This is a genomic window from Ralstonia sp. SA306 (genome assembly GCF_054792405.1).
In genome coordinates this window covers 1,130,151-1,154,543 of the sequence record NZ_CP096452.1, presented here as the reverse complement: position 1 = coordinate 1,154,543, position 24,393 = coordinate 1,130,151, and the positions used below count along the sequence as shown (strand labels likewise).

Genomic DNA, 24,393 nt, shown 5'->3' with positions numbered 1-24,393 from the left:
CTCCTCCAACCTCCTTGCGTGTGCAGAGACTTATTGCATGAACCAGCCGTGGCTCACCACGAACGATTGGCCGGTCAGCGCAGCGCTCGGGAACGTGGCCAGGAAGCGCACCGTCTCGGCCACGTCTTCCACCGTGGTGAACACGCCGTCCACGGTATCACCCAGCATGACCTTTTTCACGACCTCGTCTTCGCTGATGCCGAGTTCCTTGGCCTGCTCGGGAATCTGCTTTTCGACCAGCGGCGTGCGCACAAAACCGGGGCACACCACATGCGAACGCACGTTATGCGCCGCGCCTTCCTTGGCCAGCACCTTGTTCAGGCCGAGCAGCGCGTGCTTGGCCGCCACGTAGGCTGATTTGAGCGGCGAGCCCTCGTGCGAGTGCACCGAGCCCATGTAGATCACCACGCCGCCACGGTTGTCCTTGTACATGTGGCGCAGCGCGGCACGCGTGGTCAGAAACGCGCCGTCGACGTGGATGGCCTGCATCTTCTTCCAGTCGGCAAACGAGTAGCTCACGAACGGGTTGACGATCTGGATGCCGGCGTTCGACACGAGGATGTCGACCGAGCCGAGCTCTTCAGCCACGCGGTCGATGCCGCTGTCCACGGCTTGTTCGTCGGTCACGTCCATGCGCAGGCCGATCGCCTTGCCGCCTGCATCGCTGATCTCTTTGGCGACGGCCTTGGCGCCGTCTTCGTTCAGGTCAACGATGGCGATGGCCGCACCCGAACCGGCGAGCGTGAGGGCGATCTGCTTGCCGATGCCGCTGGCGGCACCCGTGACGACTGCGACTTTGCCTTTCAAATCAGACATGTGTGTACTCCGAGGGTTGACGGAAAAAAAAGAGGGCGTTCGGGCGGGCGTTACTGCGCGAGGTAATCGAACACGACCTCGCCCATGCCAAGGGTCAGGTCTGCAATGATGTGTCGGGCTTCGACAATCTCCAGCACGGGCAGTTCGGCCACGGGTGCCAGCGCGTGGTGGGCCAGCTCCAGCGACGCCGGACCCGTCCAGGCGCCTTTCATGTCGACGTCGATCAGGTAATTGCGTGATAGTTCGCAGATGCGCGCGGTCTTGCCGTCCACATGCGGAATGATCTTGAGCAGAAAGTTAGGGCGCTCCAGGCGACGTTTCTGCTCGGCCAGGTCCAGCTCACGGTGTTTGTAGCCCATGGTGCCGGTTGCCACGCGCACGGGGCCGTAGTCGAGCGTGCCGATCAGCGTGTCCTTGTCCGTCACGAGCCTGGGCGTGGCGAGCTTCTTGGGAAAGCCCCACATTTCACGTCCGCCGGCCAGGGGCGGATGGTCGTCCAGATACATCGCGAGCGTGTACGTGCCGGGCTTGCCTTCATAGGTGACGGGAATCACCTGGCCGCTTTCGGTGTAATCGCCAAAGCCGGTGGAGTCGGCCATGCGGATGAACTCGTAGGCAACCAGCGGTTCGGGCACCTCCAGGGGTTCCGGCACCATGGCGCGCAGCTTGGCCGGGTCGGTGCGGTACGTGATGATGAAGAATTCTCGGTGGATGAAGCGGTACGGGCCGGGCGGGTAAGCGGGGCTCGTGAGCGGCATCGCGAAGGCGGTTTCTCGGACGGTCTTGATGTCCATGGCACTCCTTGTGCATGAGGGCGTTAGGGATCGGCTACGACGCAAGAGAACGGTAGGCGATGGCGCATCCTGTCGGTCATTTGTGACGGTATGCACCTCGCTGCATATTGACTTGATTGCGTAGGCAATTATCGTAACGAGAGGCCGCTCACTATGGACAAATCCGCAATGCTAGTTGACGCCAACAATGCATTGTTGTGCCGCTCGGCAGGGTGGCCCGTTCAGGCGTGCGAGAGAAATTCCCAGAGCGCCGGTTCGGCGGAGTACGCCACGTTGAAACGCAACCACGCGCTGGGCTCGTCATGCGGCCTGAAATACTGCCCCGGCGCGAGCCAGATGTTGTGGTCGATGGCCCGATTGGCCAGCGCGGAGGCATCTGCGTGGCCCGGCAGCCGCGCCCACAGGAAGAGGCCGCGCCCCGGTGTATCGAACAGTTCGGCACCATGTTGGCGCATGAGGGCTTCGACGTGCGTGTGGGCCTCTCCAAGCCGCGCAATCAGCCGCGCCACGTGTTCGGCATAAACGGGGCGGGTGACGAACGCATGCACGATGCGCTCGGTGATCTCCGATGAGGTGAGCGCCACAGCCATCTTGGTACGTGCCAGCTCACGCGCGATAGCGGCATCGGCCACCACGTAGCCCGCGCGCAATGAGGGCGAGATCGTCTTGGAGAAGCCGCTCACGTACAGCGTGCGGCGCAGGCCGTCGAGCGCAGCCAGCATCGGCGCGGCAGGGTCGGCCAATTCGCGGTGCAGATCGTCTTCAACGATCCAGAGGCCGTGCTGTTCGGCCAGTTGCAGCGCGCGGTAGGCGTTCTGAGCGGTCATCGACGAGCCGGTGGGGTTCTGCAGCACGGAACTGGTGAAAAGGGCGCGCGGCCGGTCGGCATCGTCCGCGCGGAGGATGGTCTCCAGTGCCGTTGTGTCGAGCCCATCCGGTGTGCGCGGCACCCCGACCACGCGCAGGCCGGCCAGCTTGAGCACCTGGAGCACGTTGCAGTAGCCCGGATCATCCACGGCCACGACGTCGCCGGCTTTGAATAATGTGCGGACGATCAGATCGAGCGCCTGCGTGGCGCCGCTGGTCAGCAGCACTTGCGAGCGTTCCACCGGCAGCCCCCGCAGCGCAAGCGACTGCGCCACGTATTCGCCCAGCGGGGCGTAACCCCACGGGTGTCCGTAGCCCGCCACCCGCAGTGCGGAAACACGGCTCACCGCGCGCATGGCTTCCTGCACGCCGCGCTCGTCCAGCCAGTCGTTCGGCAGCCAGCCGCAGCCTGGTTTGATAGCGATGGAGCGATCGGCAAACACATCCGAGAGCAACCACGCCGCGTTGAGCGTGGGCGGCTCCCAGCGCGGGGCCACGGGCGCCGGTTGGGTGGGTGCGCGCGCCGCCACCAGATAGCCCGAGCGTGGCCGCGCCACGATGGCGCCCAGTGCCGCCAGCCGTGTATAGGCCTCCGCCACCGTAAAGGTGCTCACATCGTGGGCCTGGGCCAACTTGCGCACGGAGGGCAGCCGCGTGCCGGGCAGCAGGGTATGGTTGTCGACCGCCGCACGAATGCCTTGGACGATCTGGTCGACCAACGTACGCTGGGGATGAGAAGGATCGAGTTCGAGTTGCATGTTGCGATGCGGTATGGGAGCGGTGGTCGGCGCCTATACAGTTTCTTATAGAACCGCCATCTGTGCATGTCCGTGTCACGCCCGACTCTGTACAGTTTGCTCCAACGGCTGGCTCGCCAGTCCATTCCCTTTCCGCTGTTTTTTCGGAGTGACCGATGAAACCCGCACCGCACCCGCTGGAAACCACCGATCTGTCCTACTTCTGGATGCCGTTCACGGCCAACCGCCAGTACAAGGCCGCACCGCGCTTGCTGACGTCGGCCCAGGGCATGTACTACCGAGACGGCGACGGCCGCGAAGTGCTGGACGGCACGGCGGGCCTCTGGTGCGTCAACGCCGGTCACTGCCGCAAGGAAATCGTCGACGCCATCGCCATGCAGGCGGCCACGCTGGATTTCGCGCCCACCTTCCAGATGGGCCACCCGCTGGCGTTCCGTGCGGCAGAAAAAGTCGCCGAGATCATGCCGGAAGGTCTGAACCGCATCTTCTTCGTCAACTCGGGTTCGGAAGCGGTGGATACGGCGCTCAAGATTGCGCTGGCGTACCACCGAGCACGGGGCGAAGGGCAGCGCACACGCCTGATCGGCCGCGAGCGCGGCTATCACGGGGTGGGTTTTGGCGGCATCTCGGTGGGCGGTATCTCGCCGAACCGCAAGGCGTTCTCGGCAAACCTGCTACCCAGCGTCGACCACCTGCCGCACACGCATGCGCCTGAGCACAATGCATTTTCCAAAGGCCAGCCGGCCTGGGGCGAACACCTTGCCGACGAGCTCGAGCGCCTTGTGACGCTGCATGACGCGTCGACCATCGCCGCCGTCATCGTCGAGCCGCTGGCAGGTTCCACGGGCGTGCTGGTGCCGCCCAAGGGCTATCTGCAGCGTCTGCGCGCGCTGTGCGACAAGCACGGCATCCTGCTGATCTTCGATGAGGTCATTACCGGTTTTGGCCGCCTGGGCGCGGCAACGGCGGCCGAGTTCTTTGGCGTGACGCCCGATCTGCTGACGATGGCCAAGGGCATCAACAACGCTGCCGTGCCGATGGGCGCTGTGGCCGTGCGTCAGTTGGTGCACGACACCGTGGTCGACGCCGGCGCGCCAGGCGCGATCGAGCTGTTCCACGGCTACACGTATTCTGCGCACCCGCTGGCTGCGGCCGCGGCGGTGGCCGCACTGGATCTCTATCGCAGCGAAGGATTGTTCGAGCGCGCTCGTGCGATGTCGCCGGTGTTCGAAGCAGCAGCGCATTCGGTCAAGGGTGCGCCGCATGTGAAGGACATCCGCAACCTCGGCCTCGTGGCCGGCATCGAGCTGGAATCGCGGCCGGGCGCGGTGGGTGCGCGCGCTTACGAAGTCTTCCTGAAATGCCTGGAGCGTGGCGTGCTGGTGCGCTACACCGGCGACATCCTGGCGTTCTCCCCGCCGCTGATCATCGAAGAGGCGCAAATCGCGCGCATCTTCGACACCGTTCGTACCGTTCTGCAAGAGGTAGCCTGAAATGAACCGACCGATTGATCCCGCCGTGACGGAATCCGTTATCAGCCATTACATCGGCGGGCAACGCCATGCCGGTAGCGGCACGCGCAGCGCCGATGTGTTCAACCCCGCCACGGGCGCTGTGAGCGCGCAGGTGCTGCTGGGCGGTAAGTCCGAAGTGGACGCCGCCGTGGCCGCGGCGCACGCGGCCGCAGCCGACTGGGCCGAGACCTCGCCGCTCAAGCGCTCGCGCGTTCTGTTCAAGTTTAAGGAGCTGCTCGACCAGAACCAGGATGCCCTGGCCGCAGCCATCACGCGGGAGCACGGCAAGGTGTTCTCCGATGCCAAGGGCGAAGTCACGCGCGGCATTGAAGTGGTCGAGTTCGCGTGCGGCATTCCGAATCTGCTCAAGACCGATTTCACCGACAACATTGGCGGCGGCATCGACAACTGGAACCTGCGCCAACCGCTGGGCGTGGTGGCCGGCATCACGCCGTTCAACTTCCCGTTCATGGTGCCGATGTGGATGGCGCCGGTGGCACTGGCGTGCGGCAACACGTTCATCCTCAAGCCGAGCGAGCGCGATCCGACCCCCAGTCTGATGATTGCCGACCTGCTCAAGCGGGCTGGCCTGCCCGATGGCGTGTTCAACGTCGTGCAGGGTGGCAAGGATGCCGTCGATGCGCTGCTCGAGCATCCGGATGTGCAGGCCGTCTCGTTCGTCGGCAGCACGCCCATCGCCGAATACATCTACGCCGAGGGCACCAAGCGCGGCAAGCGCGTGCAAGCCCTGGGCGGTGCAAAGAACCATCTCGTGGTCATGCCCGATGCCGACCTCGACCAGGCGGTGGATGCGCTAATCGGTGCAGGCTACGGTTCTGCCGGCGAGCGTTGCATGGCGATCTCCGTGGCCGTGGCAGTGGGTGACGTGGCTGACAAGCTCGTCCCGCGCCTTGCCGAGCGCGCCAAGGCACTCAAGATCGGCAACGGCATGCAAGCCGACAGCGAAATGGGCCCGTTGGTGACGGCCGCGCACAAGGCCAAGGTTGAAGGCTATATCGCCAAGGGCGTGGAAGAGGGCGCCAAGCTGGTGGTGGACGGCCGCGGCCACACGGTCGAGGGTCATGCCGAAGGCTTCTTCACGGGCGGCACGCTGTTCGACCACGTCAAGCCTGGCATGACGATCTACAAGGAAGAGATCTTCGGTCCGGTGCTTTCGGTGGTGCGCGTGCATGATCTTGCCGAGGCGGTGAACCTGATCAACGCGCACGAGTTTGGCAACGGCGTGTCGTGCTACACGAGCGATGGCGGCGTGGCGCGCGCATTTGCGCGGCAGATCCAGGTGGGCATGGTCGGGATCAACGTGCCGATTCCGGTGCCGATGGCGTGGCACAGCTTTGGGGGCTGGAAGCGCTCGCTGTTCGGGGACCACCACGCCTATGGCGAAGAAGGTGTGCGTTTTTACACGCGTTACAAGAGCGTGATGCAACGCTGGCCGGATTCGATTGCCAAGGGCGCCGAGTTCGTGATGCCGACAGCCAAGTAAGCCGGTGCATCACCCATGAGAAAGGGAGGCAATGCCTCCCTTTTCTTTTGACCATGCCGAGTTGAAACCGGCGTGTCATATTGGTTTGATGTTGACGGCGATCAGTTCGCCATCGGGCCCGATCTCCACATCAAAGCTGACGCGCTGGCCTTCATGGAATGTCTGCGAGCGCGAAAACTGGATTTCCGAATCCCGAATGAAACTCGGGGCAGCATGCATTTCTGCAGCTGCCCCGGCGGGCGGATCATATTGAACGGCGTTCTCTTCAATTCGGCTGGCCATTGCATGCTCCCAATAGGGGGTTCGTCAAACCAGGCCACCGCTTCCGGCGGCCATCCGACTGCTTGATGGCAAACACGTACTGAACAACCTGCCTGGCGGAATATCCCGGCCAATACACGCGCGAGGAAACCCCGCGCGGCAAGCCAAAACCGGGCTACCGCGCCCGCGTGCTCCTAGTTACTGGGGCACGATGTTCGAAGCTTGCTTGCCCTTGGGGCCTTGCGTGACTTCGAACGACACCTTCTGACCTTCCTTCAGGCTTTTGAAGCCTGCGGAGTTGATAGCAGAGAAATGTGCGAAAAGGTCTTCGCCGCCATCATCCGGGGTAATGAAGCCGAAACCCTTTGCGTCGTTAAACCACTTGACGGTACCAGTAGCCATGATTTTGAGTCGTGAAGTTGAGAAATCGATCGGCCGCCGGCCAAATACAAACGCAGCAGGCAGACCCGGCCTAACCGGCCAAACGATCGTTTGGTGAATATATGCTTGGCGCGTCTCCCCGTCAAAGTCTGTTTTTTTAAGCTTTCTTTTCGAACCGGGCGGGCCCGTCGTTTTCTGGCGCTCAGCAGGGTTGGCGCAGGCTTGCCATCGGTGCAAACACCGGCGCAAAACCTGGCGTTTTCACCTAAGCTTTAGTGGCTTCTGCCGCACTCGGCTCGCCCCGTAGAATCGGTGCCGCAGACGGCGCACGAAAATTGCGTGCGCCCCCGTCGTTCCAGTCGCAGCCTACCCATGACGACCGCCGCAGCCAGTAAAACCAAGAAAAATCCCGCGTTGATGGCCACCATGGTGGGCGCAATCGGCGTGGTCTTCGGGGACATCGGTACCAGCCCCCTGTATGCACTGAAGGAATGCTTCAACCCCGAGCATGGGGTCCCGTTTTCCGATCAGACCGTCTTCGGCATCCTATCGATGCTGTTCTGGGCGATGACGCTGGTGGTGTCCGTTAAATACGTGTTGTTCGTCATGCGCGCCGACAACAACGGCGAAGGCGGCATCCTCGCCCTGACGGCGCTGGCCATGCGCGCAAGCAGGGGAGGCGCCCGGTTCACACGCACATTGATGCTGCTCGGCCTGCTCGGCGCCGCCATGTTCTATGGCGATGCCGTCATCACACCTGCCATTTCAGTGCTCTCCGCCATTGAAGGCATGGAGATCATGGCCCCCGCGCTACAGAAGTGGGTGTTGCCCCTGGCGCTGATCGTGCTGATTGCCCTGTTCTTGATTCAAAAGCAGGGCACGCACGTGGTCGGGCGCCTGTTCGGGCCAATCATGGTGATCTGGTTCGTGCTGCTGGGGCTGATGGGGTTGGCTTCGGTGGTGAAGTCGCCGCAGATATTGGTGGCGTTGAGCCCTGTGTACGCCATCGAGTTCGGATTCCGGCATACGGTGCTTGCGTTCATCGTGTTCGGCTCGGTGTTTCTGGCGCTGACCGGCGCTGAGGCGCTGTATGCCGACATGGGCCACTTTGGCGCGCGCCCGATCCGCTACGCGTGGTTCTACATTGCCATGCCGTGCCTGCTGCTGAACTACTTTGGCCAGGGCGCTTTGCTGCTGCGCGAGCCGAGCGCGGTGCAGAACCCGTTCTTTCTGCTGATGCCGAACTGGGCCGTGGGCCCGATGGTGGTACTGGCCACGGCGGCCACCGTCATTGCGTCGCAGGCTGTCATCTCCGGAGCGTTTTCGATGACGGCGCAGGCCGTGCATCTGGGCTATGCGCCGCGCATGAAGATTCTTTACACGTCGGATGTGGAGATCGGCCAGATCTACGTGCCGATGGTCAACTACATGCTTTTGGTGCTGGTGGTGGCGGTGGTGCTGGCTTTCGGCAAGTCCGACAACCTGGCCGCGGCCTACGGTATTGCGGTAACGACCACCATGGTGCTGACGACGGGTCTGGTTACGGTGGTCATGCGCAACGCCTGGAAGTGGCGCCTGTCGCTGGTGGCCCCCCTCGGCGCGGTTTTCCTGGCGGTGGATCTATCGTTCTTCTCAGCCAACCTGCTCAAGATTGCCGCGGGTGGCTGGTTCCCGTTGCTGCTGGGTGGCTTGATCTTCTTCCTGATGGTGACGTGGCACTCGGGCACGCAGCTGTTGAAGGCGCGCAATGTGGAAGGTGGCATCCCGCTCGAGCCGTTCATGGAGGGGCTGCTGCGCCATCCGCCGTATCGTGTGGACGGCACGGCCGTGTATCTCACCCCGAGCATGGATTTCGTGCCCTTGGCGTTGCTGCACAACCTCAAGCACAACCACGTGCTGCACAAGCGCGTGCTGTTCATCCACTTCCGCACGCTGGCCGTGCCGTATGTGGACCCCGCCAAGCGCCTGGTTATCAAAACCATTGGCGACGACATCCACACGGCCGTGGTCGATTTCGGCTTCAAGGAAACACCGGCCGTGGACGAGATCGTCCGCAACGTGGGTGAGCGGCTTGGCATCGTTTTTGAAGATATGGAAACCTCGTTCTTCATTACGCGTGCCACGGTGGTGCCGTCGCCGCTGCCTGGCATGGCGATGTGGCGCGAATCGCTGTTTGCCTGGATGCAGCACAACAGCGCCAAGCCGTCGGACTTTTTCCGGATTCCCGCCAACCGACTGGTTGAGCTGGGGAGCAAGGTGGAGATTTAGCCCTGCGCGTGCAGTGCGCTACGCAAACCGCGTCACGCTCTCGCCCCGGCAGAACGCCAGCAGTGTCAGCTGTCCGGCCTTGGCGTGGCGGATCGCCAGCGAGGACGGCGCGGAGATTGTTGCCAGTAGCGGCACCTGCACCTGTACGCACTTGCGCGCCAGTTCGAAGCTTGCGCGGCTTGTCATGACGATGAACCCGTCTGCGGGGCGGATGCCGAGCCGGGCGAGCCGGCCGATCAGCTTGTCCAGCGCGTTGTGACGGCCCACGTCTTCCAGCACATGCAGTGGCGCGTTGCCGTCCGCAGGTACCCAGCCCGCGGCATGCAAGCCGCCGGTGAGCGCGTTGGCCGGCTGATGCGCCGTCATCGCGTGCATGGCGTCCAGCACTTGTGCGTCGGTCAATGACGCCATCCATGCAGCCGGCACAAGCGGTGTCGGTGCGTCTTCAAAGGTCTGCAGGCTTTCAATGCCACACAGCCCGCAGCCGGTCGGGCCGGCCAGCGCGCGGCGGCGTTCCTTCAGCCGCACGAAGCAATGCGAAGCGATTTCCGCATGCACCTCAAGCCCATGCGGATGCGTTTGAACATCTGCGCCACGCCAATCGGCGCGACTGTCAATGATGCCTTCGGACAGCGCGAAGCCCAATGCAAAGTCTTCCAGGTCGGCTGGCGAGGCCATCATCACCGCATGTGTGATGCCGTTGAAGACCAGCGCGACCGGTGCTTCATCTGCGACGGCGGTGGACGCGTCTTCTTGCGTGCCGGTGCGCGTGCGTTTCGTCGCGGTGGTGGAAACGACGGGCATTCCGGCGGGGTGGCGGGGCAGAAAAGTCATGCAGTGAAATGGGGCAAAGCGCGGCCGGCATCGAGCAGCACGATGAGCCAGCGTGTGTCGTCCATGGCGACGCGCAGCAGGCCGGCGTCAGCCAACGGATGCAGCGCGCGCAGCACTGTGCTGGCGCGCTCGCCCACGCGCTTGGTCAGCCAGGGTAGCGAGACCGGCTTGGCGGCGTCGGTCTCGCGCAATGCGGCCAGCAGCGCCAGTTGCAGCGCAGACCACGCCGGCTCGGTTGGCATCAGGCTTCTGCCGTGTTGGCCGCTCGGGACTCAGCGGTGCGCTCGACCTGGCTCGGCACGAGCATCACCGGAATCGACTTTGATGTCGGCGTGCGGGCCTGGTCAGCCACGGAAGAGAGCGGCACCAGCGGATTCGTCTCGGGGTAATACGCTGCCAGGCAGCCGCGCGGAATGTCGTACGCCACCAGTCGGAAGCCATCGGCGCGGCGCGTGGTGCCGTCGTCTGACAGCGTCACCATGTCGACCCACTCGCCGTCCTTCATGCGGATCGTGTGCAGGTCTTCCTTGTTGATGAAGACCACGCGGCGCTGGCCGAACACGCCGCGGTAGCGGTCGTCCATGCCATAGATGGTGGTGTTGTACTGATCGTGCGAACGCACCGTGGCCAGCGTAAAGACCGTCGTATCTGCATGGCGCTCGCGGGCGCGGTGGACCGGCGTGTCGGTCGGCACGGCGTGCGTGTGGAATTCCGCCTTGCCCGACGGCGTGCTCCACACACGTTCGGATGCAGTGTTGCGCAGACGGAAGCCGCCCGGCACGCGAATCTTCTCGTTGAAGCCGGCAAAGTCGTCGAACACGGCCTCGATGCGCTCGCGGATGCGGTCGTAGTCTTCCACCAGCCAGCGCCATGGGATGGTGCTCTCAGGCAGCGTGGCTTCCGCCAGCCGCGCCACGATGGCCGGCTCCGACAGCAGATGTGACGAGGCCGGCGGATTGATGCCCGCCGACATGTGCACCATGCTCATCGAGTCTTCCACCGTCACGCCTTGCGTGCCGCCGGCCTGTTGGTCGACTTCGGTGCGGCCCAGGCACGGCAGGATCAGGGCAGCCCTACCGTGCACGATGTGGCTGCGGTTGAGCTTGGTGGTCACGTGCACGGTCAGGTCGCACTGGCGCAGGCCAGCCCACGTGGCGGCGGTGTCCGGCGTGGCCGCCGCGAAGTTGCCGCCCATGGCGAAGAACACGCGCGCGGCGCCTTGCTGCATCGCTTCAATGGCGCCGACGGTGTCATAGCCGTGTTCGCGCGGCACCTGGATGCCGAAGACCTTTTCCAGCCGATCCAGAAACGCAGGGGCGGGCTTCTCGTAGATGCCCATCGTCCGGTCGCCCTGCACGTTGCTGTGGCCGCGCACCGGGCAGGCGCCGGCGCCCGGGCGGCCGATGTTGCCCCGCAGGAGCAACAGGTTGACGATCATCTGGATCGTCGCGACCGAATGCTTGTGCTGCGTGATGCCCATGCCCCAGCAGGCGATGACGCTGCCGGCCTTGATGTACGTGTCGCCAGCTTGGCGGATTTCGTGCTCCGGCAGGCCGGATTCGGCTTCGATGGTCGCCCACGATTCCGCGCGAACATCCGCAGCGAAGGCGTCGTATCCGCCGGTGTGTTGCGCAATGAAGGCGTGGTCGATGATGGCGGGCTCACCGCGGCTACGTGCCACGTCGTCACGCTCGATCACGTGTTTGATGACGCCTTTCACCGTTGCCAGGTCACCGCCGATGCGAACCTGGTGGTACTCCGTGCTGATGCGCGTAGAGCCCAGCGTCAGCATCTCGATCTTGCTTTGCGGATCGGCAAAGCGCTCCAGCCCGCGCTCGCGAAGCGGGTTGAACGAAACAATCTTGGCGCCGCGCTTGGACGCCTCGCGCAGCTCACCGAGCATGCGCGGGTGGTTCGTCCCCGGGTTCTGGCCGAAGATGAAGATGGCGTCCGCCTTGGTGAAATCGTCGAGCGTGACGGTGCCCTTGCCAACGCCGATGCTGCCCCGCATGCCCGTGCCGGAAGGTTCGTGGCACATGTTGGAGCAGTCGGGGAAATTGTTCGTGCCGTAGGCGCGCACGAACAACTGATAGAGGAAGGCCGCCTCATTGCTGGTGCGGCCGGAGGTGTAGAAGATCGCCTGGTTCGGATCGGGCAGCGCGCGCAGGTGCTGCGCGATCAGCGCGAAGGCGGCATCCCATTCGATCGGGACGTATTTGTCGCTGGCCGCGTCGTAGACCATCGGGTGCGTCAGGCGCCCCTGGTCTTCGAGTGCGTAGTCGGACCAGTTGGCCAACTCTCGCACGGTGTGCTGTGCGAAGAATTCCGGCGTGGTGCGGCGGGATGTAGCCTCCGCAGCCACGGCTTTGACGCCGTTCTCGCAAAATTCAAACGTGGAGGCGTGGTCGCGGTCAGGCCAGGCGCAGCCGGGGCAGTCGAAGCCGTCGGGCTGGTTGGCCGACAGCATCGTCTTGGCACCCTTGGCCGCGATGCCCTGCGAGAGCAATTGATGCGCAACGCTTTTGAGCGCGCCCCAGCCACCGGCCGGATGACGGTAGAACTCGATCTTCTGGTGCTTCATGGGTGGCGGGGCGGCTTCGAATCAGGTGTCAGGAGAACAGAACGGCAGCTTTTTGGAGTGTAATCCAAACCCCCCAGCCCAACGGCAGGCCCACGGCGGCCCAAGCCAGCACCACGGCCACGGCCGAACCAGGATGCGCCTTCCATTCCAGCGACGTTTCCGGTGCGATCACCGACGGCGTCGGGCTCTTGGTTGCAGCAGCGTGACGTTGCTCGTCGAGTTGCGCTTCGGTCATGAAGTGCTTCGCGTTGACCGGGCGCACCAGCAGGTTGCAGATGAAGCCGAGAATCAGCAGGCCGGCCAGGATCATCATCGTGATGTCGTACACGGCTGCGCGTTCCACGCCATGGGCGATCTGGTATTCGCGCAGGTAGTTCACCAGCACCGGGCCCAGAATGCCGGCCGTCGACCACGCCGTCAGCAGGCGGCCGTGGATGGCGCCCACCATTTGCGTGCCGAACATGTCAGCCAGGTACGCCGGCACGGTAGCAAAACCGCCGCCGTACATCGACAGGATCAAGCAGAAGGCCAGTGCAAACAGCGCGATATTGCCTGTGTGCGAAGTCCACGGAATCGATGCGTACAGCACGAAGCCGAGCACGAAGAAGACCGCGTACGTCATCTTGCGGCCCAGGCGGTCCGACAGCGATGCCCAGAAGAAACGGCCGCCGATGTTGAACAGGCTCAGCAGACCCGTGAAGCCCGCAGCGATGGCCGCGATCTGGCCCTTCTGAGCGGCGGTCAGGTCCATGAACGAAGTCGTCACGCCAAGCAGCTTGCCGCCAAACACTTCCTGCAGCAGCGGCGAGGCCATGCCGAGCACGCCAATACCGGCCGAGACGTTCAGGCACAGCACCGCCCAGATCAGCCAGAACTGCGGCGTCTTCAGCGCTTCGTTTGCGTGCACGTGGCGTTGCGTGACCATCGTGTCCTTCGCCTTGGTGGGCGAGGGTGTCCAGCCGGCCGGTTTCCAGCCCGTGGGCGGCACGCGGTAACCCAGTGCCCCCGCCATCATGAACACGAAGTAGATGCCAGCCAGCACAATAAACGTTTGCGACACGCCGACCGATTCGGGCGTGGCAAACACCTTCATCAGGCGGTCAGCCAGCGGGGCGCCGATCATCGCGCCGCCGCCAAAGCCCATAATGGCCATGCCGGTGGCCATGCCGCGCTTGTCCGGAAACCACTTGATCAGCGTCGACACGGGGGAGATGTAGCCCAACCCCAGGCCGATGCCGCCGATCACGCCCGAGCCCACCCACAGCAGCCACAGTTGGTGCATCTGGATGCCGAGCGCGGAAATCAGCAAGCCGCCGCACCAGCACACGGCCGACACGACGCCAGCCTTGCGCGGGCCGACGCGCTCGAGCCAGCCGCCCCACATGGCTGCGGATGCGCCCAGGAAAACGAAGAACAGCGTGAACATCCAGCCCAGGCTGGACACGCGCCAGTCACAGGTGGTGGTGAACAGCTCGGCGATCAGCGAGACATCGGCGCCGCAGGTGAGCGGCTTGGTGATGCCAAGCGCGCGGCCAAGCGGCAGCCAGAAGACTGAGAAACCGTAGGCCATGCCAATGCACAGATGGATGGCCAGTGCGGCAGGCGGAACCAGCCAGCGGTTGAAACCAACCGCGGCGACGGTGCGCTCGCGCGAAAAAAATGGATGCAGGACTGCTTCGGACATCGAATCCCCCCGGATAAGTTGAGCCCGTGTTGTGACGTACGTAGTGAAACGGTGCGGCCGCGCCGGTCATGGCCGGTGCGTGCCAGGCGGCGGCAGTTGGAGTGCGCCGACGTTGCCCGCGAAAGATAGTGGGGCAGCGTGTCCTAGATCAATAGTTGTAATCACCCGTTGTATTACGAGTCACGCAATTTACAGCCTAATCAATTAAGTTATGTTTAATAAAGCATAACTTAACTAGACCAAGGGTGACGCTGCTCCGCAACCGATGGCTTGCGGAGCGTGGCGCGCCGTTAGCCCACCACCGGCGCGTCTGGCCAGGGGCAGGCGTTGGCCTGCTGGCGGAATTCATCGGCCAAGGCGCGCAGGCAGGGGAGGGCAGATTCCATTTCTTGCGCACGCTGCTGATAGGGCCCGATGCTTTGCGCAGCGCGCTCGATGCGGCGGGCAGCATCGCCAATCGGTTGATGCCCCAGCATGCGCGCGGAACCGACGATGCGGTGCGCCGCTTCAACGATCTGTGCGTCCTCGCCGCCGCGGATGGCGTTCTCCAGGTTGGCGAGATCCTGTTCTGCCGTCTCGCAAAATAGATCGACGATAAAACGCCATTGGTGCAGATCATTGCCAAACAGCTCGATGAGCGTGTCGACGACCTGCGGCGGGAACTTGGCGGCGACGCTGGGGGATACGTTGGGCGTGGGGAGCATGGTGGCGATGCGTGCGATAGAACCAGAGGCGCACTCTGCTCGCCTCGGCTACGCGTCACCATGAGATTGGTCCGATTCTGGTGTGAGCCCAAATGAAAACGGGCGCATCGCTGGCAAAGCGATGCGCCCGTTGCGCTTTCAGCACATGCGGCTTAAGGCAGCATGGCCGCTGTGGGATTGACGTCCGCATCGCGCGAGGGCGGCCGGCGATGACGGTGCGCCCACGTGAAGACCACCGGCAGCACCAGCAGCGTGAGAATCGTCGTGGTGACCATGCCGCCGACGATCACCAGCGCCAGCGGTCGCTGTGCCTCCGAGCCGATGCTGTGCGACAGCGCCGCCGGCAACAGGCCCAGGCCCGCCAGCATGGCTGTCATGATCACCGGGCGCAAGCGCAGTGCGGCCCCGTCGACGGTGGCTTCACGCACGTTTTCGGATTGCGCCAGCCGATTGACGTACGAGATCAGGATCACCCCGTCCTGGATGGCGATGCCGAACAACGACAGAAAGCCAATCCCCGCCGAAATCGACAGCGTCTCATGCGCGATATGCAGCGCCAGCAGCCCGCCGATGGCGGCAAACGGCACATTCAGCACCACCATCAGCGCATCCTTGAAGTTGCCGAACGTGCTGTACAGCAGCAGGAAGATCACGAGAATCGTCAACGGCACGATCACCATCAGCTTGCTCTGGGCGACCTTCATCTCGTTGAACTGGCCGTCCCACTTGACGGTGTAGCCCTCGGGCAACTGCACGCCGTTGCCCACCACGTGCTGCGCCTCGTCCACCGCGCTGCCCAAATCGCGCCCGCGCACGCCGAACTTGATGGCGATGTAGCGCTTGCCGAGTTCGCGGTAGATGAAGAACGGGCCGTCGGTCATTTCCACCTTGGCGATCATCGACAGCGGGATGTGCTGGCCGTCGGGCGTATCGATCAGCAGTTCGCGGATGGCGTCGTACGACGCGCGTGCCTGCTGGTTCAGCCGCACCGCCAGGCCGAACGATTTCTCGCCCTCCAGGATTTGCGTGACCGGCGCTCCGCCAATGGCGTATTGCACGAGGTTCTGCACATCGCTCACGTTGATGTTGAAGCGCGCAGCGGCCTGGCGGTCGATGGAAACGTTCAGCGTCGGCTGGCCCAACTCGCGGAAGATGCCCACGTCCACCAGTCCTGGCACCTTCTTGAGCTGCGCCTGGATTTCGTTGGCTTTGGCTTCGAGCACATTCAGGTCATTGCCGAACAGTTTGACCGAGTTCTCGCCCTTCACGCCCGAGAGCGCTTCATCCACGTTGTCCTGGATGTACTGCGAGAAGTTGTATTCGATGCCCGGAATCTTCTCCAGACGCTTGGACAGGCGCTCGACCAGCTTCCCCTTGGTCATGCCGGCGGGCCATTGGTCAGGCGGCGCGAAGTACAGGCCGTATTCCTGGTTGAACACGCCGGTGGAATCGGTGCCGTCATCGGGGCGGCCGATCTGCACCGAAACCTGATTGATTTCCGGCTGCTTGACGAAGTACGCGCGCAGGTCGTTGGCCACTGACGACGAGTAGTCCAGGTCGACCGTGTTGGGCAACGTAATGCGTAGCCACAGGTTGTTTTCTTCCAGCGTCGGGAGGAACTCGGTACCGAGGAACGTGGCGCTATACAGCGTCAGAACGAGCGCCGTGATGGCCGTGGCAAAGACGGCCATCGGGCGTGCAATGAGCTTGCGCAGCAGCGGCTTGTACCAGCGCAGAATCGCCGCGATAAACGCCGGCGAATGCGGATGCAGCGTCTTGCCGAAGACGAACGACGTGGTGGCCGGCACGAAGGTCAGGCTCAGCACGATCGACGCCATCAAGGCAAAGCCCATCGTGAACGCCATCGGCTTGAAGATGATGCCTTCCACGCCGCCGATGAAGAACAGCGGCGAATACGCCACGATGATGATGCCCGTGGAGAAGATCATCGCGCGCTGCACTTCGCTGGTGGCCTTGATGATGGCATCGTCGAGTTTCTCGGCGCCTTCTTCCAGATGCCGCATGATGTTTTCCATCACGATCACGGCTGCGTCGACAATCACCCCAAAGTCGATCGCCCCGAGCGAGATCAAATTGGCCGGCACATGGAAGTGTTCCATGCTGATGAACGACACGCACAGCGCCAGCGGAATCACCGCCGCCACCACAGCCGCCGCACGGAAATTGCCCAGGAAGACGAACAACACCGCCAGCACCAGCGAGATGCCCACCACCAGCGTGTGTTCAACTGTGCCCATGGTGATGTCGAGCAGCACCTGGCGGTCGTAGAACGGCTTGATCTGAACGCTCTTGGGCAGGATGCCGTTGTTCAGTTCCGTTACCTTTTCGCGCACCTTGGCCAGCACCTCGCTGGCGTTGGCGTCGCGCTTGAGCAGCACGATGCCTTCCACCACGTCGGGCTGGTCGTTGTATTGCACCTGGCCCAGACGCTGCACGTTGCCGACTTCCACCTCGGCAATGTCGCGCACGCGCACCGGCACGCCGTTGTTGGCGGCCACCACCACATTGAGGATATCGTCAACCGTCTGCAGCAGGCCCACGCCGCGCACGACGAACTGCTGCTCGCCGTCGCGCAGCAGGTTGCCGCCGGTGTTGTTGTTGGCGTTGCCGATGGCCGTGATGAGTTGCGACAGCGTGATGCCGTACGACTGCAGCTTCGCCGGCGACGGCACGATGTGATACTCCTTCACCTTGCCGCCGAAGGAGCTGACATCCGCCACCCCCTGCACGTGCTTCAGCTCTTTGGTGATGTCGTAGTCCTGATAGCTCTTGAGCGTGGTCAGGTCTACGCCGTTGCCCACGAGGCGAAAGCGCATGATCTCGCCCGTGGCGTCGGAGTCGGGGCTCAGCGACGGCTGCACACCGGTCGGCAGATTGGCTGCCGCCACGTATTGCGAGAAGTTCTGCCGCGCCTTGAAGCTGTCGGTGCCTTCCTTGAACTTGAGCGTCACCACCGACAGCCCGAACAGCGATACCGAGCGGAACGACTGCACATCCGGCACGCCAGCCAACGCATTCTCGATCGGGATGGTGATCTGCTGTTCGACTTCGGTCGTGCTGCGGCCCGGCCATTGCGTGATGGCCTGCACCGACAACGGCGCCACGCCCGGATACGCCTGCAGCGGCAGCTCGCGGAACGCCAGCACGCCCGCCACCAGCAGCGCGATCGCCAGGAAGACAATCAGCAGCCGCCGCTTGAGAATGCCCGCGATGGGGTTGAAGCCCATGCCTACGCCCCCGCCTTGACGATCATCTCGTTGAGCAGCGCGGCGCCGCGCACCACTACCTGCGACGAAGCCTCAAGTCCGGCCGTCACGGCAAAGTTGCCGTCGGTGCCGGTGTCTTTGCCGTGCACTTCCACGCGCTTGAAATGCGTGGCATCGCTCTGCACGATCACGTAGTAGCTGCCGTGGTCTTTCACCAAGGCGGCCTTCGGTACCACCGTGGCCTGGCCGCTGCCGGTCTGGATGCGCGCCGTGGCGTACATCTCGGGGCGCAGCAGGCCGTCGGTGTTGGGCACGTCGCAGCGTACCGTCAGGGTGTGCGTTGCCGGGTCGATGTTCGGGGCGATAAAGCTCACGCGGCCGGTGAACTCGCGGTCCGGATACGCCGACGTATGCAGCGAGATCGGCTGACCGATACGCACGCTGGCAATGTCGTTCTCATAGACATTCCCCGTGAACCACAGCACACGCGTATCGACGATGCTCATGAACGAGTCACCCACGTTCAGGAAGGCGCCCGGGTCCATGTTGCGCTTGACGATCGTGCCCGAGATGGGCGCGCGCAGCGTCAGGTGTTCAGCCGGCGTGCCGCGCTTGGCGATCTGCGCGACATCGGCATCGGACATGCCCAGCACATGCAGGCGGCCAGCCGCGGACTGTACGGTGGCGTCCGCATCGTCCTGCAGATCCTTCATGTTGGAACCCTTGAGCTGGCGGGCGGTATTCAGCGCCAGCAGATATTCCTTCTGCGCGGAGATGAAGTCTGGCGAGTAGAGCTGCGCAATCGGCTGCCCCTCGCGCACCAGCGCACCTTCGAACAGGAGAATCTGGTCCAGCCGCCCAGCCACGCGCGCCGATGCCAACTTGGTGCGCTCGGCGTTGTAGGCGAGCTTGCCGGGCGTGGACAGCTCCACTGGCACCGAAAGCTGACTGACCTGTGCAACCTTCACCTGCTGCGGGTCGAAGCCGCCGGAAGGAATTTCCACGGAGTCGGGTTTCGGACGTGCCGGCGTAGCCGGAGCGGATGCCACGGTAACAGCGGGTTTCGCGGTCTCGGCGGGCGCAGCGGCGGGCCATTTGCGTCCGACCACCACACCAACAGCAAGGGCTGCGGCCAAGGCGATGACTGCAACAACGGGAGAGAACTTCTTCATGATGTTATTGAGCTTGAACCGGCGAGCGACCGGTGGCCGCGAGCAGCGCGTGATAGGCCTGCAAGGCCGTGGCCTGAGCCTGGGCGACCGACAGTTCTGCGTTCCTGAGCGCGCCCTGGGCGGTGAGCAGGTCGTTGAAATCAGCGTTGTTGCTGGCGTAGTTGGTCATCGTCACGCGATAGGCCGCCAGCGCTTGCGGCAGTTGCCGCTGCTTGTTGAAGTCGAGTTGGGCAAGCGTCTGGCGCAGCGTGTTATAGGCGGTATCGACGGCCAATAGCGTCTGCTGGCGCACCGACACGTCATTCGCCTCGGTGGCGATCTGGCTTTCCACCGCCTGATTCACGCCGTACTTCTCTTTGGTCAGGAACCAGAACGGAATGATCACGTCCAGCTCGATCTGGTAGCTGTTCGGCCGCACGCCATACGGCGGGTTGTCCGTGGTGACGGTGGCGATGACCTGGAAGTCGGGCAGGTAGGCCTTGCGCGCCAGCGTCACGCTCTTGCGTGCGGCGTCCATCAGGTCTGCCGACGCCTTGATCGACGGGTGCTCGCGCAGCGCCTGGTTTTCCAGCTCGGGCAGCGGCTCTTCCGGCAGGTGTACGGACTCGTCATCGGCCCGCAGCACGAGCGGGAAGCTCGGCTCCTTGCCAATGAGCGTGTTGAGGGTCTGCAGCGTGCTGTCGTACTGACGCTGCGCGGCAAACAGGTCGTTCTGCGCGCTGCTCTGCATGACCTGCGCGTTGAGGAAGTCGGCGTAGGCAGCGGCATTGTTGGCGTAGCGCACGCGCGTGATCTGCTTGACCTGCTCCAGGCGCGTGATGGTCAGCTTCTGTACATCGATCTGCTTCTGCAGCGCGATCGCCTGGTAGTACGTAGTGGAAAGCTGCGCGTAGAGCTGCAGGTACAGCGCGTCGTTTTGCGCGTTCAGCGATTCCGCCTGGCGATCGGCAATCTCAGCGGCCAGCGCTTTCTTGCCCGGAAACGGGATCTGCTGCGTCAGGTTGTACTGGCTGCCGCCCGCGCGGTTGACCGCCAGCGGAAAACCCTTCGGGATGCTGTTCCAGATGTAGCCGAGCTGCGGGTTGTTGGGCGCGGCAAGCTGCGGGGGGATCGATTTGGCCGACAGGTAGTTATGGCGCGCCTGGATCAACTGTGGGTTGTTGCCTTTCAGCTCCTGCAGCAGTTCGACGAGGTTGAAGCCCGCGCCCGTCACGCCCGGAACGGAAGGCTTGATCGACGGCATGGTCGCCACCGGCATGCTGGCCGCAGCCGGTGCCGGCGCAGGCGTGGCTGCCCAGGCAGCGGCAAATGGCAGGCAGGCCACCGCGCACAGCACGGCCCTCGCCCGTGGATGGAACGCACCCCGATGTTTCACTGCAGCAGACTCCCCTTGAGACGGGAGCGTTTTTACCGACGCGAACTTTCAAGCGCCTTTCACGACTCAGCAAGCCGTCAGGGCGTGGAGAAAACGCGCCAAACCCGCCCTGTGGCGGGAGTCTGCGACAGTCATATGACAAGACGTGTCGGAGTCTCAGGTCGGTGCAAGCGGGCATGGCATCCCGACGCGGGCAGCGAGTGCATCACGCGTGGCCTGCAAGCTGGCGATGCGGACATCGATGGCGGCAAGTTTCTCCCGCAGTAGCGCCGTAACGGCGGCATCGGTGTCGGGTTGCTGCCACACCTGCGACATCCCTTCGCCAATTTCTGCCAGCGTGAAGCCCAGTTGCTGAGCCGTGCGCACGTAGTTCACGAGTTCCACGGTTTCGGGCGGGTAAGCGCGGTAGCCGTTACTGCGGCGTCGCGCCCGGATCAGGCCGCGTACCTCGTAAAAGCGCAGGCCATCCCGCGAGACGCCGGTGGCGGCGGCCAGGTCGCCGATGGAAAGGTCGCCGGTACGCGCGTTGGAAGCGGAAGCGGGAAGTGCAGCAGGCATGGTGGCTTGGAAGAGTGGGGCGGCCGAGCGCTTGACCTTGGAGCGTACACCAAGCTTTACCGTGGCGACTCCTTCACTTCATTCCTGGAGTTTCACCATGGTTTCTGAATCGACCTTCCTGCGTGTGGTGCGCGCCAGCGGCTGGTATGACCTGATCGTGACTGCACCGTTTGCCACGCCGTGGACGTTTGCCCTGTTGCATCAAGCGCTCACTGCATTGGCGCATGCGCTGGGTATCGGCCGCTTGCCGGCATTTGAGCCAGAGCACCTGCTGATGGCCAATCTGATGGGGTCGGTGGTGTGCGTGTGGTCGGTGCTGCGCATCCGACAGCCGAGTGTGGCGCTGGGCCGGTACGACGCCGCGGCACGCGGCCTCTTTGCAGCGTGGCAGGCCTATGCGCTGGCATCCGGCGCCTCGCTGCTGGTGTTGCCGTTCCTGATTGCGGAGATCGGCTTCGGCCTGCTGCAATCGGTGCCCGTGGGCCGCTTGCCAGGGCGGACGGGCACACAGGCAGCTTAAGTGCTTGAACGCGTTAGCGCGCGGCCGGGGCGCTGGCCGGTGCCGCCGGCGGCAAGCCGGCCGGGATGTACGGACCGCCGCCCAGCACCTGCATGCGCGAGAGCACGCGCAACTGGTTGTCGAGCTTGGCCGAGTCAACAAAGCGTTTGACGTCGTCACCAGCCCGTCGGGCCATTTCGGGGGTATCGACCCAGCCCGTCAGCGTGACCTTGCCGTCTGGGGTAGAGCGGATGCGGATCTGGCGCGTGCTGAGCGCTGTGTCCTGATCCAGCGCCGCCTTGACCTGGTACGACAGCAGCGAATCGTCGAGCATGCGCGCGCCGGTGGTGTTCGGGCTATCGCCCCACGCGCAGGCAGTGAGAACGGTTGCGGCGGTGATTGCAGCCAACACACCGGTTGAGGCAGCGAAGGACAACGGAGGGAAGCGCATCGATGCTCCTGAAGAGAGGGCGACAGAACCACATCATAAGCCTGCTGCCCACCCAATCTGCTTAATGCGCGCGGCGCTCCCAAAGGGTCTGCACCGCCAGCCAACCCGGTCCCACCGTCGCCACGAGCGCAATCAGAACGCCCCACACAAAATGAAATTCGATGGCCGACGCCGACAGATTGGCCCAGTACGACACCGCCGCTACCACGTTGACGAAGAACAGCCCCGCCGCCGCCAACCGCGGCACGATGCCGACCAGCATGAGAGACGGGAAAACCAGTTCGCCAAACGTGCCGAGCGCGGCTGCAAGGGCCGGGTGCAATAGCGGCACCTTGTATTCCTCGGTGAAGAGCAGCAACGTGGTGTCCCAGTCGTGCAGCTTGGTCAGGCCCGAGCGGAAGAACACGTAGAAAAGATACGCCCGTGCGATCAACAAGATGAGCGAGCAGAGCGCGCTTTGCGGCCCGGCGAGTCGGTCAAGCGAAGCGCGGATGCGCGTGAGCGGGGCAAAGGTCGTGGCGAGGGTGTTCATGGCGTGTCTCCAGTAGGCGGTGTTGTTGGGCATGCGCTCAGCGCGAGCAGCCCCGAGCGATAGAGGGCTGACAGGCATGCGGTCAAATCAAAATCTGGCCGCTCAGCCAGCGTGGTTTCGAGCGCGGCCTGAAGCGACGGCGTCGCGTCGCAAGCTGCGAGGAACGTGGCCGTCGGGGCATCGAGATCGAGCACAGCAACGCGATGCCCGTGCACGGCAATCACAGCGGCTTCGCCCACACTCAGGTCGATTTCGTTGAGCGCGATCGTCGCGTCGGGCTGATGTGCGCGCCAGATCGAGACCACGGGCCATGGAGAAACCACCCACTGCGCACCTTCGACCAGCCCGGCGCGAAGCGTGTCCGCGGGCTGCGCGAACAGGTCGGCGTTCGCCGCTTCCACGTGTGCATCCGGCGCGTAGTGCGCCCAGTGCACGCACCATTCCAGACGCGCCACGTCAGCCAGATACGGCACGCTGTGCGCCAACGGGGATTGCGCAATGACATCCGGCAGCGCATTTCCATAGCGATGCAGGTTCGGGGATGTAGACGCCTGCATGGCCAGCGTGTCGCGCACCAGCGCATCAAAGCAGTCGTCACCGACGAGCGCTCGGCAGACGGGATACGCCCCCGTCAGCGCATTGCGCAGAATTGCCAGACGCGCATTGCGGTAGATGGCAATACCACGCGCCTCTTCGTGGCTTGCAGGGGTGGTCAGTGCGCCGATAAGGTGCGCTTCCCAGTCAGGTAGTCGCATGGTGGGACTCCTGCATGGGGGCACGGGCATGGCGATCGAGCGTTGCTTGCGCGCGTGCCGCTTCGTTCAGCAACACCTGCACGGGCGGCAGCTCGGCATCCCATTCGATCAGTGTCGGGCGTGCGCCGTGTTTGGCAATCCACGCGTCGTACAGCGCCCAGACGGGTGCATGGACCGGCGCACTGTGCGTGTCGATCAGCATGCCGTCTTCCACACTGAAGCCTGCCAAGTGAATCTCGCCGACCAGTGCAGGGTCGATATCGGCCAGTACCGATTCGACGGTCACGCCATGGTTGACGCTGTTCACGTACAGATTGTTCAGGTCCAGCAAGATGCCGCAGCCCGTGCGCCGGGCGAGGGCGGTCAGGAATGCGCCTTCGAAGAGGGCCTCGTCGGCATCGACCAGTGCGCGGCAGTCGATGTACGCGGCGATGTTCTCGATCAGCAGCGGTCGCTTGAGGATGTCCTGTGCACGCATGACGTTGGCGCAGACGACATCCAGCGATTCGCGGGAATAAGGCAGCGGCAGCAGATCGTTGACGACCTGCGCACCGCTGCGGTTGAAGCACAGGTGCTCGGAAATGGCGGCGGGCGCTACCGCATCGGCCAGCGTAGCGATGGCGCGTACGTGCTCGACGTCCAGTCCATCCGCATTGCCCAGCCCCATGCCCACGCCGTGCAGGCTCACAGGCTGGTGCGCCCGCGCGGCGTGCAGCGCTGCGCGGGCGGGGCCGCCATACAGATAGTTCTCGCTGTGCACCTCCACCCAGGGGAAGCGGGCTTCCCCGTGCAGCAGGGCAGGAAAGTGCGGTGCGCGCAGGCCTGCGCCGGCGCAGGTTGGCAGAGCGGTCTGCATGG

22 protein-coding genes are annotated in these 24,393 nt (G+C 63.8%); 4 read left to right on the top strand and 18 right to left on the bottom strand.

The window, feature by feature from the left end:
• Positions 1–30 precede the first annotated feature (30 nt).
• From M1D44_RS21770 to M1D44_RS21760, 3 genes are all read right to left on the bottom strand, one after another.
• Positions 31–816: a 3-hydroxybutyrate dehydrogenase gene (locus tag M1D44_RS21770; protein WP_024978709.1), complete on the bottom strand. Its 786-nt coding sequence runs from the start codon at positions 814–816 to the stop codon at positions 31–33.
• A gap of 50 nt (positions 817–866) precedes the next feature.
• Positions 867–1,610: an acetoacetate decarboxylase gene (locus tag M1D44_RS21765; protein ID WP_112188070.1), complete on the bottom strand. Its 744-nt coding sequence runs from the start codon at positions 1,608–1,610 to the stop codon at positions 867–869.
• 221 nt (positions 1,611–1,831) lie between these two features.
• Positions 1,832–3,235, bottom strand: coding sequence for an aminotransferase-like domain-containing protein (locus M1D44_RS21760; protein ID WP_024978711.1), 1,404 nt, complete (start codon positions 3,233–3,235; stop codon positions 1,832–1,834).
• A 155-nt stretch (positions 3,236–3,390) separates the two neighbouring features.
• Here M1D44_RS21760 and aptA point away from each other — a divergent pair, with 155 nt between their 5' ends.
• Together aptA and M1D44_RS21750 are read left to right on the top strand one after the other, a co-directional pair.
• Entirely contained in the window at positions 3,391–4,728 is a 1,338-nt protein-coding gene (gene aptA / locus M1D44_RS21755; RefSeq protein WP_024978712.1) for an omega-aminotransferase AptA, read from the top strand.
• A gap of 1 nt (position 4,729) precedes the next feature.
• Complete coding sequence (locus M1D44_RS21750; RefSeq protein ID WP_024978713.1) at positions 4,730–6,253, top strand: CoA-acylating methylmalonate-semialdehyde dehydrogenase; 1,524 nt, start codon at positions 4,730–4,732, stop codon at positions 6,251–6,253.
• A gap of 75 nt (positions 6,254–6,328) precedes the next feature.
• Here the strand turns inward: M1D44_RS21750 and M1D44_RS21745 are convergent, their stop codons facing one another.
• Both M1D44_RS21745 and M1D44_RS21740 read right to left on the bottom strand, forming a co-directional pair.
• Complete coding sequence (locus M1D44_RS21745) at positions 6,329–6,535, bottom strand: cold-shock protein (protein WP_024978714.1); 207 nt, start codon at positions 6,533–6,535, stop codon at positions 6,329–6,331.
• A gap of 177 nt (positions 6,536–6,712) precedes the next feature.
• Positions 6,713–6,916, bottom strand: a complete 204-nt coding sequence (locus M1D44_RS21740; RefSeq protein WP_004627322.1) for a cold-shock protein — start codon at positions 6,914–6,916, stop codon at positions 6,713–6,715.
• A gap of 351 nt (positions 6,917–7,267) precedes the next feature.
• Between M1D44_RS21740 and M1D44_RS21735 the strand changes: the two genes are divergently transcribed.
• Positions 7,268–9,163: a potassium transporter Kup gene (locus tag M1D44_RS21735; protein WP_024978715.1), complete on the top strand. Its 1,896-nt coding sequence runs from the start codon at positions 7,268–7,270 to the stop codon at positions 9,161–9,163.
• An 18-nt stretch (positions 9,164–9,181) separates the two neighbouring features.
• On the opposite strand, the gene fdhD is transcribed toward M1D44_RS21735, so the two are convergent.
• The 9 genes from fdhD to M1D44_RS21690 form a co-directional block, all read right to left on the bottom strand.
• On the bottom strand, positions 9,182–9,997 hold the full coding sequence (fdhD, locus tag M1D44_RS21730) for a formate dehydrogenase accessory sulfurtransferase FdhD (RefSeq protein ID WP_316852422.1): 816 nt from the start codon (positions 9,995–9,997) through the stop codon (positions 9,182–9,184).
• A complete protein-coding gene (locus M1D44_RS21725; protein ID WP_024978717.1) occupies positions 9,994–10,239 on the bottom strand; it encodes a hypothetical protein in 246 nt (81 codons plus the stop codon). Before M1D44_RS21725 ends, fdhD begins: the two co-directional genes overlap by 4 nt.
• The gene (locus M1D44_RS21720) at positions 10,239–12,578 is read right to left on the bottom strand and encodes an FdhF/YdeP family oxidoreductase (protein ID WP_316852421.1); all 2,340 of its coding nucleotides are present in this window, start codon (positions 12,576–12,578) and stop codon (positions 10,239–10,241) included. The genes M1D44_RS21725 and M1D44_RS21720 overlap by 1 nt, the downstream gene beginning before the upstream one ends.
• Before the next feature lie 28 nt (positions 12,579–12,606).
• A complete protein-coding gene (locus M1D44_RS21715) occupies positions 12,607–14,262 on the bottom strand; it encodes an OFA family MFS transporter (protein ID WP_316852420.1) in 1,656 nt (551 codons plus the stop codon).
• 290 nt (positions 14,263–14,552) lie between these two features.
• Positions 14,553–14,966: an Hpt domain-containing protein gene (locus M1D44_RS21710; protein WP_316852419.1), complete on the bottom strand. Its 414-nt coding sequence runs from the start codon at positions 14,964–14,966 to the stop codon at positions 14,553–14,555.
• Positions 14,967–15,118: 152 nt separating this feature from the next.
• Positions 15,119–18,214 (bottom strand): efflux RND transporter permease subunit, encoded by a 3,096-nt coding sequence (locus M1D44_RS21705; RefSeq protein WP_316852418.1) that lies wholly within the window; start codon positions 18,212–18,214, stop codon positions 15,119–15,121.
• Between the two features lie 2 nt (positions 18,215–18,216).
• Entirely contained in the window at positions 18,217–19,365 is a 1,149-nt protein-coding gene (locus M1D44_RS21700) for an efflux RND transporter periplasmic adaptor subunit (protein ID WP_112188057.1), read from the bottom strand.
• A gap of 4 nt (positions 19,366–19,369) precedes the next feature.
• Positions 19,370–20,740 (bottom strand): TolC family protein, encoded by a 1,371-nt coding sequence (locus tag M1D44_RS21695; protein ID WP_024978722.1) that lies wholly within the window; start codon positions 20,738–20,740, stop codon positions 19,370–19,372.
• A gap of 156 nt (positions 20,741–20,896) precedes the next feature.
• On the bottom strand, positions 20,897–21,298 hold the full coding sequence (locus M1D44_RS21690) for a MerR family transcriptional regulator (RefSeq protein ID WP_024978723.1): 402 nt from the start codon (positions 21,296–21,298) through the stop codon (positions 20,897–20,899).
• Between the two features lie 97 nt (positions 21,299–21,395).
• Here M1D44_RS21690 and M1D44_RS21685 point away from each other — a divergent pair, with 97 nt between their 5' ends.
• On the top strand, positions 21,396–21,818 hold the full coding sequence (locus M1D44_RS21685; protein WP_024978724.1) for a hypothetical protein: 423 nt from the start codon (positions 21,396–21,398) through the stop codon (positions 21,816–21,818).
• A 13-nt stretch (positions 21,819–21,831) separates the two neighbouring features.
• On the opposite strand, the gene M1D44_RS21680 is transcribed toward M1D44_RS21685, so the two are convergent.
• The 4 genes from M1D44_RS21680 to bufB all read right to left on the bottom strand — a co-directional run bounded on the left by M1D44_RS21680 (position 21,832) and on the right by bufB (position 24,391).
• Entirely contained in the window at positions 21,832–22,248 is a 417-nt protein-coding gene (locus tag M1D44_RS21680; RefSeq protein WP_316683098.1) for a BON domain-containing protein, read from the bottom strand.
• A gap of 61 nt (positions 22,249–22,309) precedes the next feature.
• Positions 22,310–22,780 (bottom strand): DoxX family protein, encoded by a 471-nt coding sequence (locus M1D44_RS21675; RefSeq protein ID WP_316683097.1) that lies wholly within the window; start codon positions 22,778–22,780, stop codon positions 22,310–22,312.
• Complete coding sequence (locus M1D44_RS21670) at positions 22,777–23,535, bottom strand: DNA-binding domain-containing protein (RefSeq protein ID WP_316852417.1); 759 nt, start codon at positions 23,533–23,535, stop codon at positions 22,777–22,779. The genes M1D44_RS21675 and M1D44_RS21670 overlap by 4 nt, the downstream gene beginning before the upstream one ends.
• The gene (gene bufB, locus M1D44_RS21665) at positions 23,522–24,391 is read right to left on the bottom strand and encodes an MNIO family bufferin maturase (protein ID WP_316852416.1); all 870 of its coding nucleotides are present in this window, start codon (positions 24,389–24,391) and stop codon (positions 23,522–23,524) included. The genes M1D44_RS21670 and bufB overlap by 14 nt, the downstream gene beginning before the upstream one ends.
• Between the last annotated feature and the right edge of the window lie 2 nt (positions 24,392–24,393).

Coding starts and splice junctions, on each gene's coding strand:
- M1D44_RS21770 (WP_024978709.1), bottom strand. CDS start 816: ATGTCTGATTTGAAAGGCAAAGTCGCAGTCGTCACGGGTGCCGCCAGC.
- M1D44_RS21765 (WP_112188070.1), bottom strand. CDS start 1,610: ATGGACATCAAGACCGTCCGAGAAACCGCCTTCGCGATGCCGCTCACG.
- M1D44_RS21760 (WP_024978711.1), bottom strand. CDS start 3,235: ATGCAACTCGAACTCGATCCTTCTCATCCCCAGCGTACGTTGGTCGAC.
- aptA (WP_024978712.1), top strand. CDS start 3,391: ATGAAACCCGCACCGCACCCGCTGGAAACCACCGATCTGTCCTACTTC.
- M1D44_RS21750 (WP_024978713.1), top strand. CDS start 4,730: ATGAACCGACCGATTGATCCCGCCGTGACGGAATCCGTTATCAGCCAT.
- M1D44_RS21745 (WP_024978714.1), bottom strand. CDS start 6,535: ATGGCCAGCCGAATTGAAGAGAACGCCGTTCAATATGATCCGCCCGCC.
- M1D44_RS21740 (WP_004627322.1), bottom strand. CDS start 6,916: ATGGCTACTGGTACCGTCAAGTGGTTTAACGACGCAAAGGGTTTCGGC.
- M1D44_RS21735 (WP_024978715.1), top strand. CDS start 7,268: ATGACGACCGCCGCAGCCAGTAAAACCAAGAAAAATCCCGCGTTGATG.
- fdhD (WP_316852422.1), bottom strand. CDS start 9,997: ATGACTTTTCTGCCCCGCCACCCCGCCGGAATGCCCGTCGTTTCCACC.
- M1D44_RS21725 (WP_024978717.1), bottom strand. CDS start 10,239: ATGCCAACCGAGCCGGCGTGGTCTGCGCTGCAACTGGCGCTGCTGGCC.
- M1D44_RS21720 (WP_316852421.1), bottom strand. CDS start 12,578: ATGAAGCACCAGAAGATCGAGTTCTACCGTCATCCGGCCGGTGGCTGG.
- M1D44_RS21715 (WP_316852420.1), bottom strand. CDS start 14,262: ATGTCCGAAGCAGTCCTGCATCCATTTTTTTCGCGCGAGCGCACCGTC.
- M1D44_RS21710 (WP_316852419.1), bottom strand. CDS start 14,966: ATGCTCCCCACGCCCAACGTATCCCCCAGCGTCGCCGCCAAGTTCCCG.
- M1D44_RS21705 (WP_316852418.1), bottom strand. CDS start 18,214: ATGGGCTTCAACCCCATCGCGGGCATTCTCAAGCGGCGGCTGCTGATT.
- M1D44_RS21700 (WP_112188057.1), bottom strand. CDS start 19,365: ATGAAGAAGTTCTCTCCCGTTGTTGCAGTCATCGCCTTGGCCGCAGCC.
- M1D44_RS21690 (WP_024978723.1), bottom strand. CDS start 21,298: ATGCCTGCTGCACTTCCCGCTTCCGCTTCCAACGCGCGTACCGGCGAC.
- M1D44_RS21685 (WP_024978724.1), top strand. CDS start 21,396: ATGGTTTCTGAATCGACCTTCCTGCGTGTGGTGCGCGCCAGCGGCTGG.
- M1D44_RS21680 (WP_316683098.1), bottom strand. CDS start 22,248: ATGCGCTTCCCTCCGTTGTCCTTCGCTGCCTCAACCGGTGTGTTGGCT.
- M1D44_RS21675 (WP_316683097.1), bottom strand. CDS start 22,780: ATGAACACCCTCGCCACGACCTTTGCCCCGCTCACGCGCATCCGCGCT.
- M1D44_RS21670 (WP_316852417.1), bottom strand. CDS start 23,535: ATGCGACTACCTGACTGGGAAGCGCACCTTATCGGCGCACTGACCACC.
- bufB (WP_316852416.1), bottom strand. CDS start 24,391: ATGCAGACCGCTCTGCCAACCTGCGCCGGCGCAGGCCTGCGCGCACCG.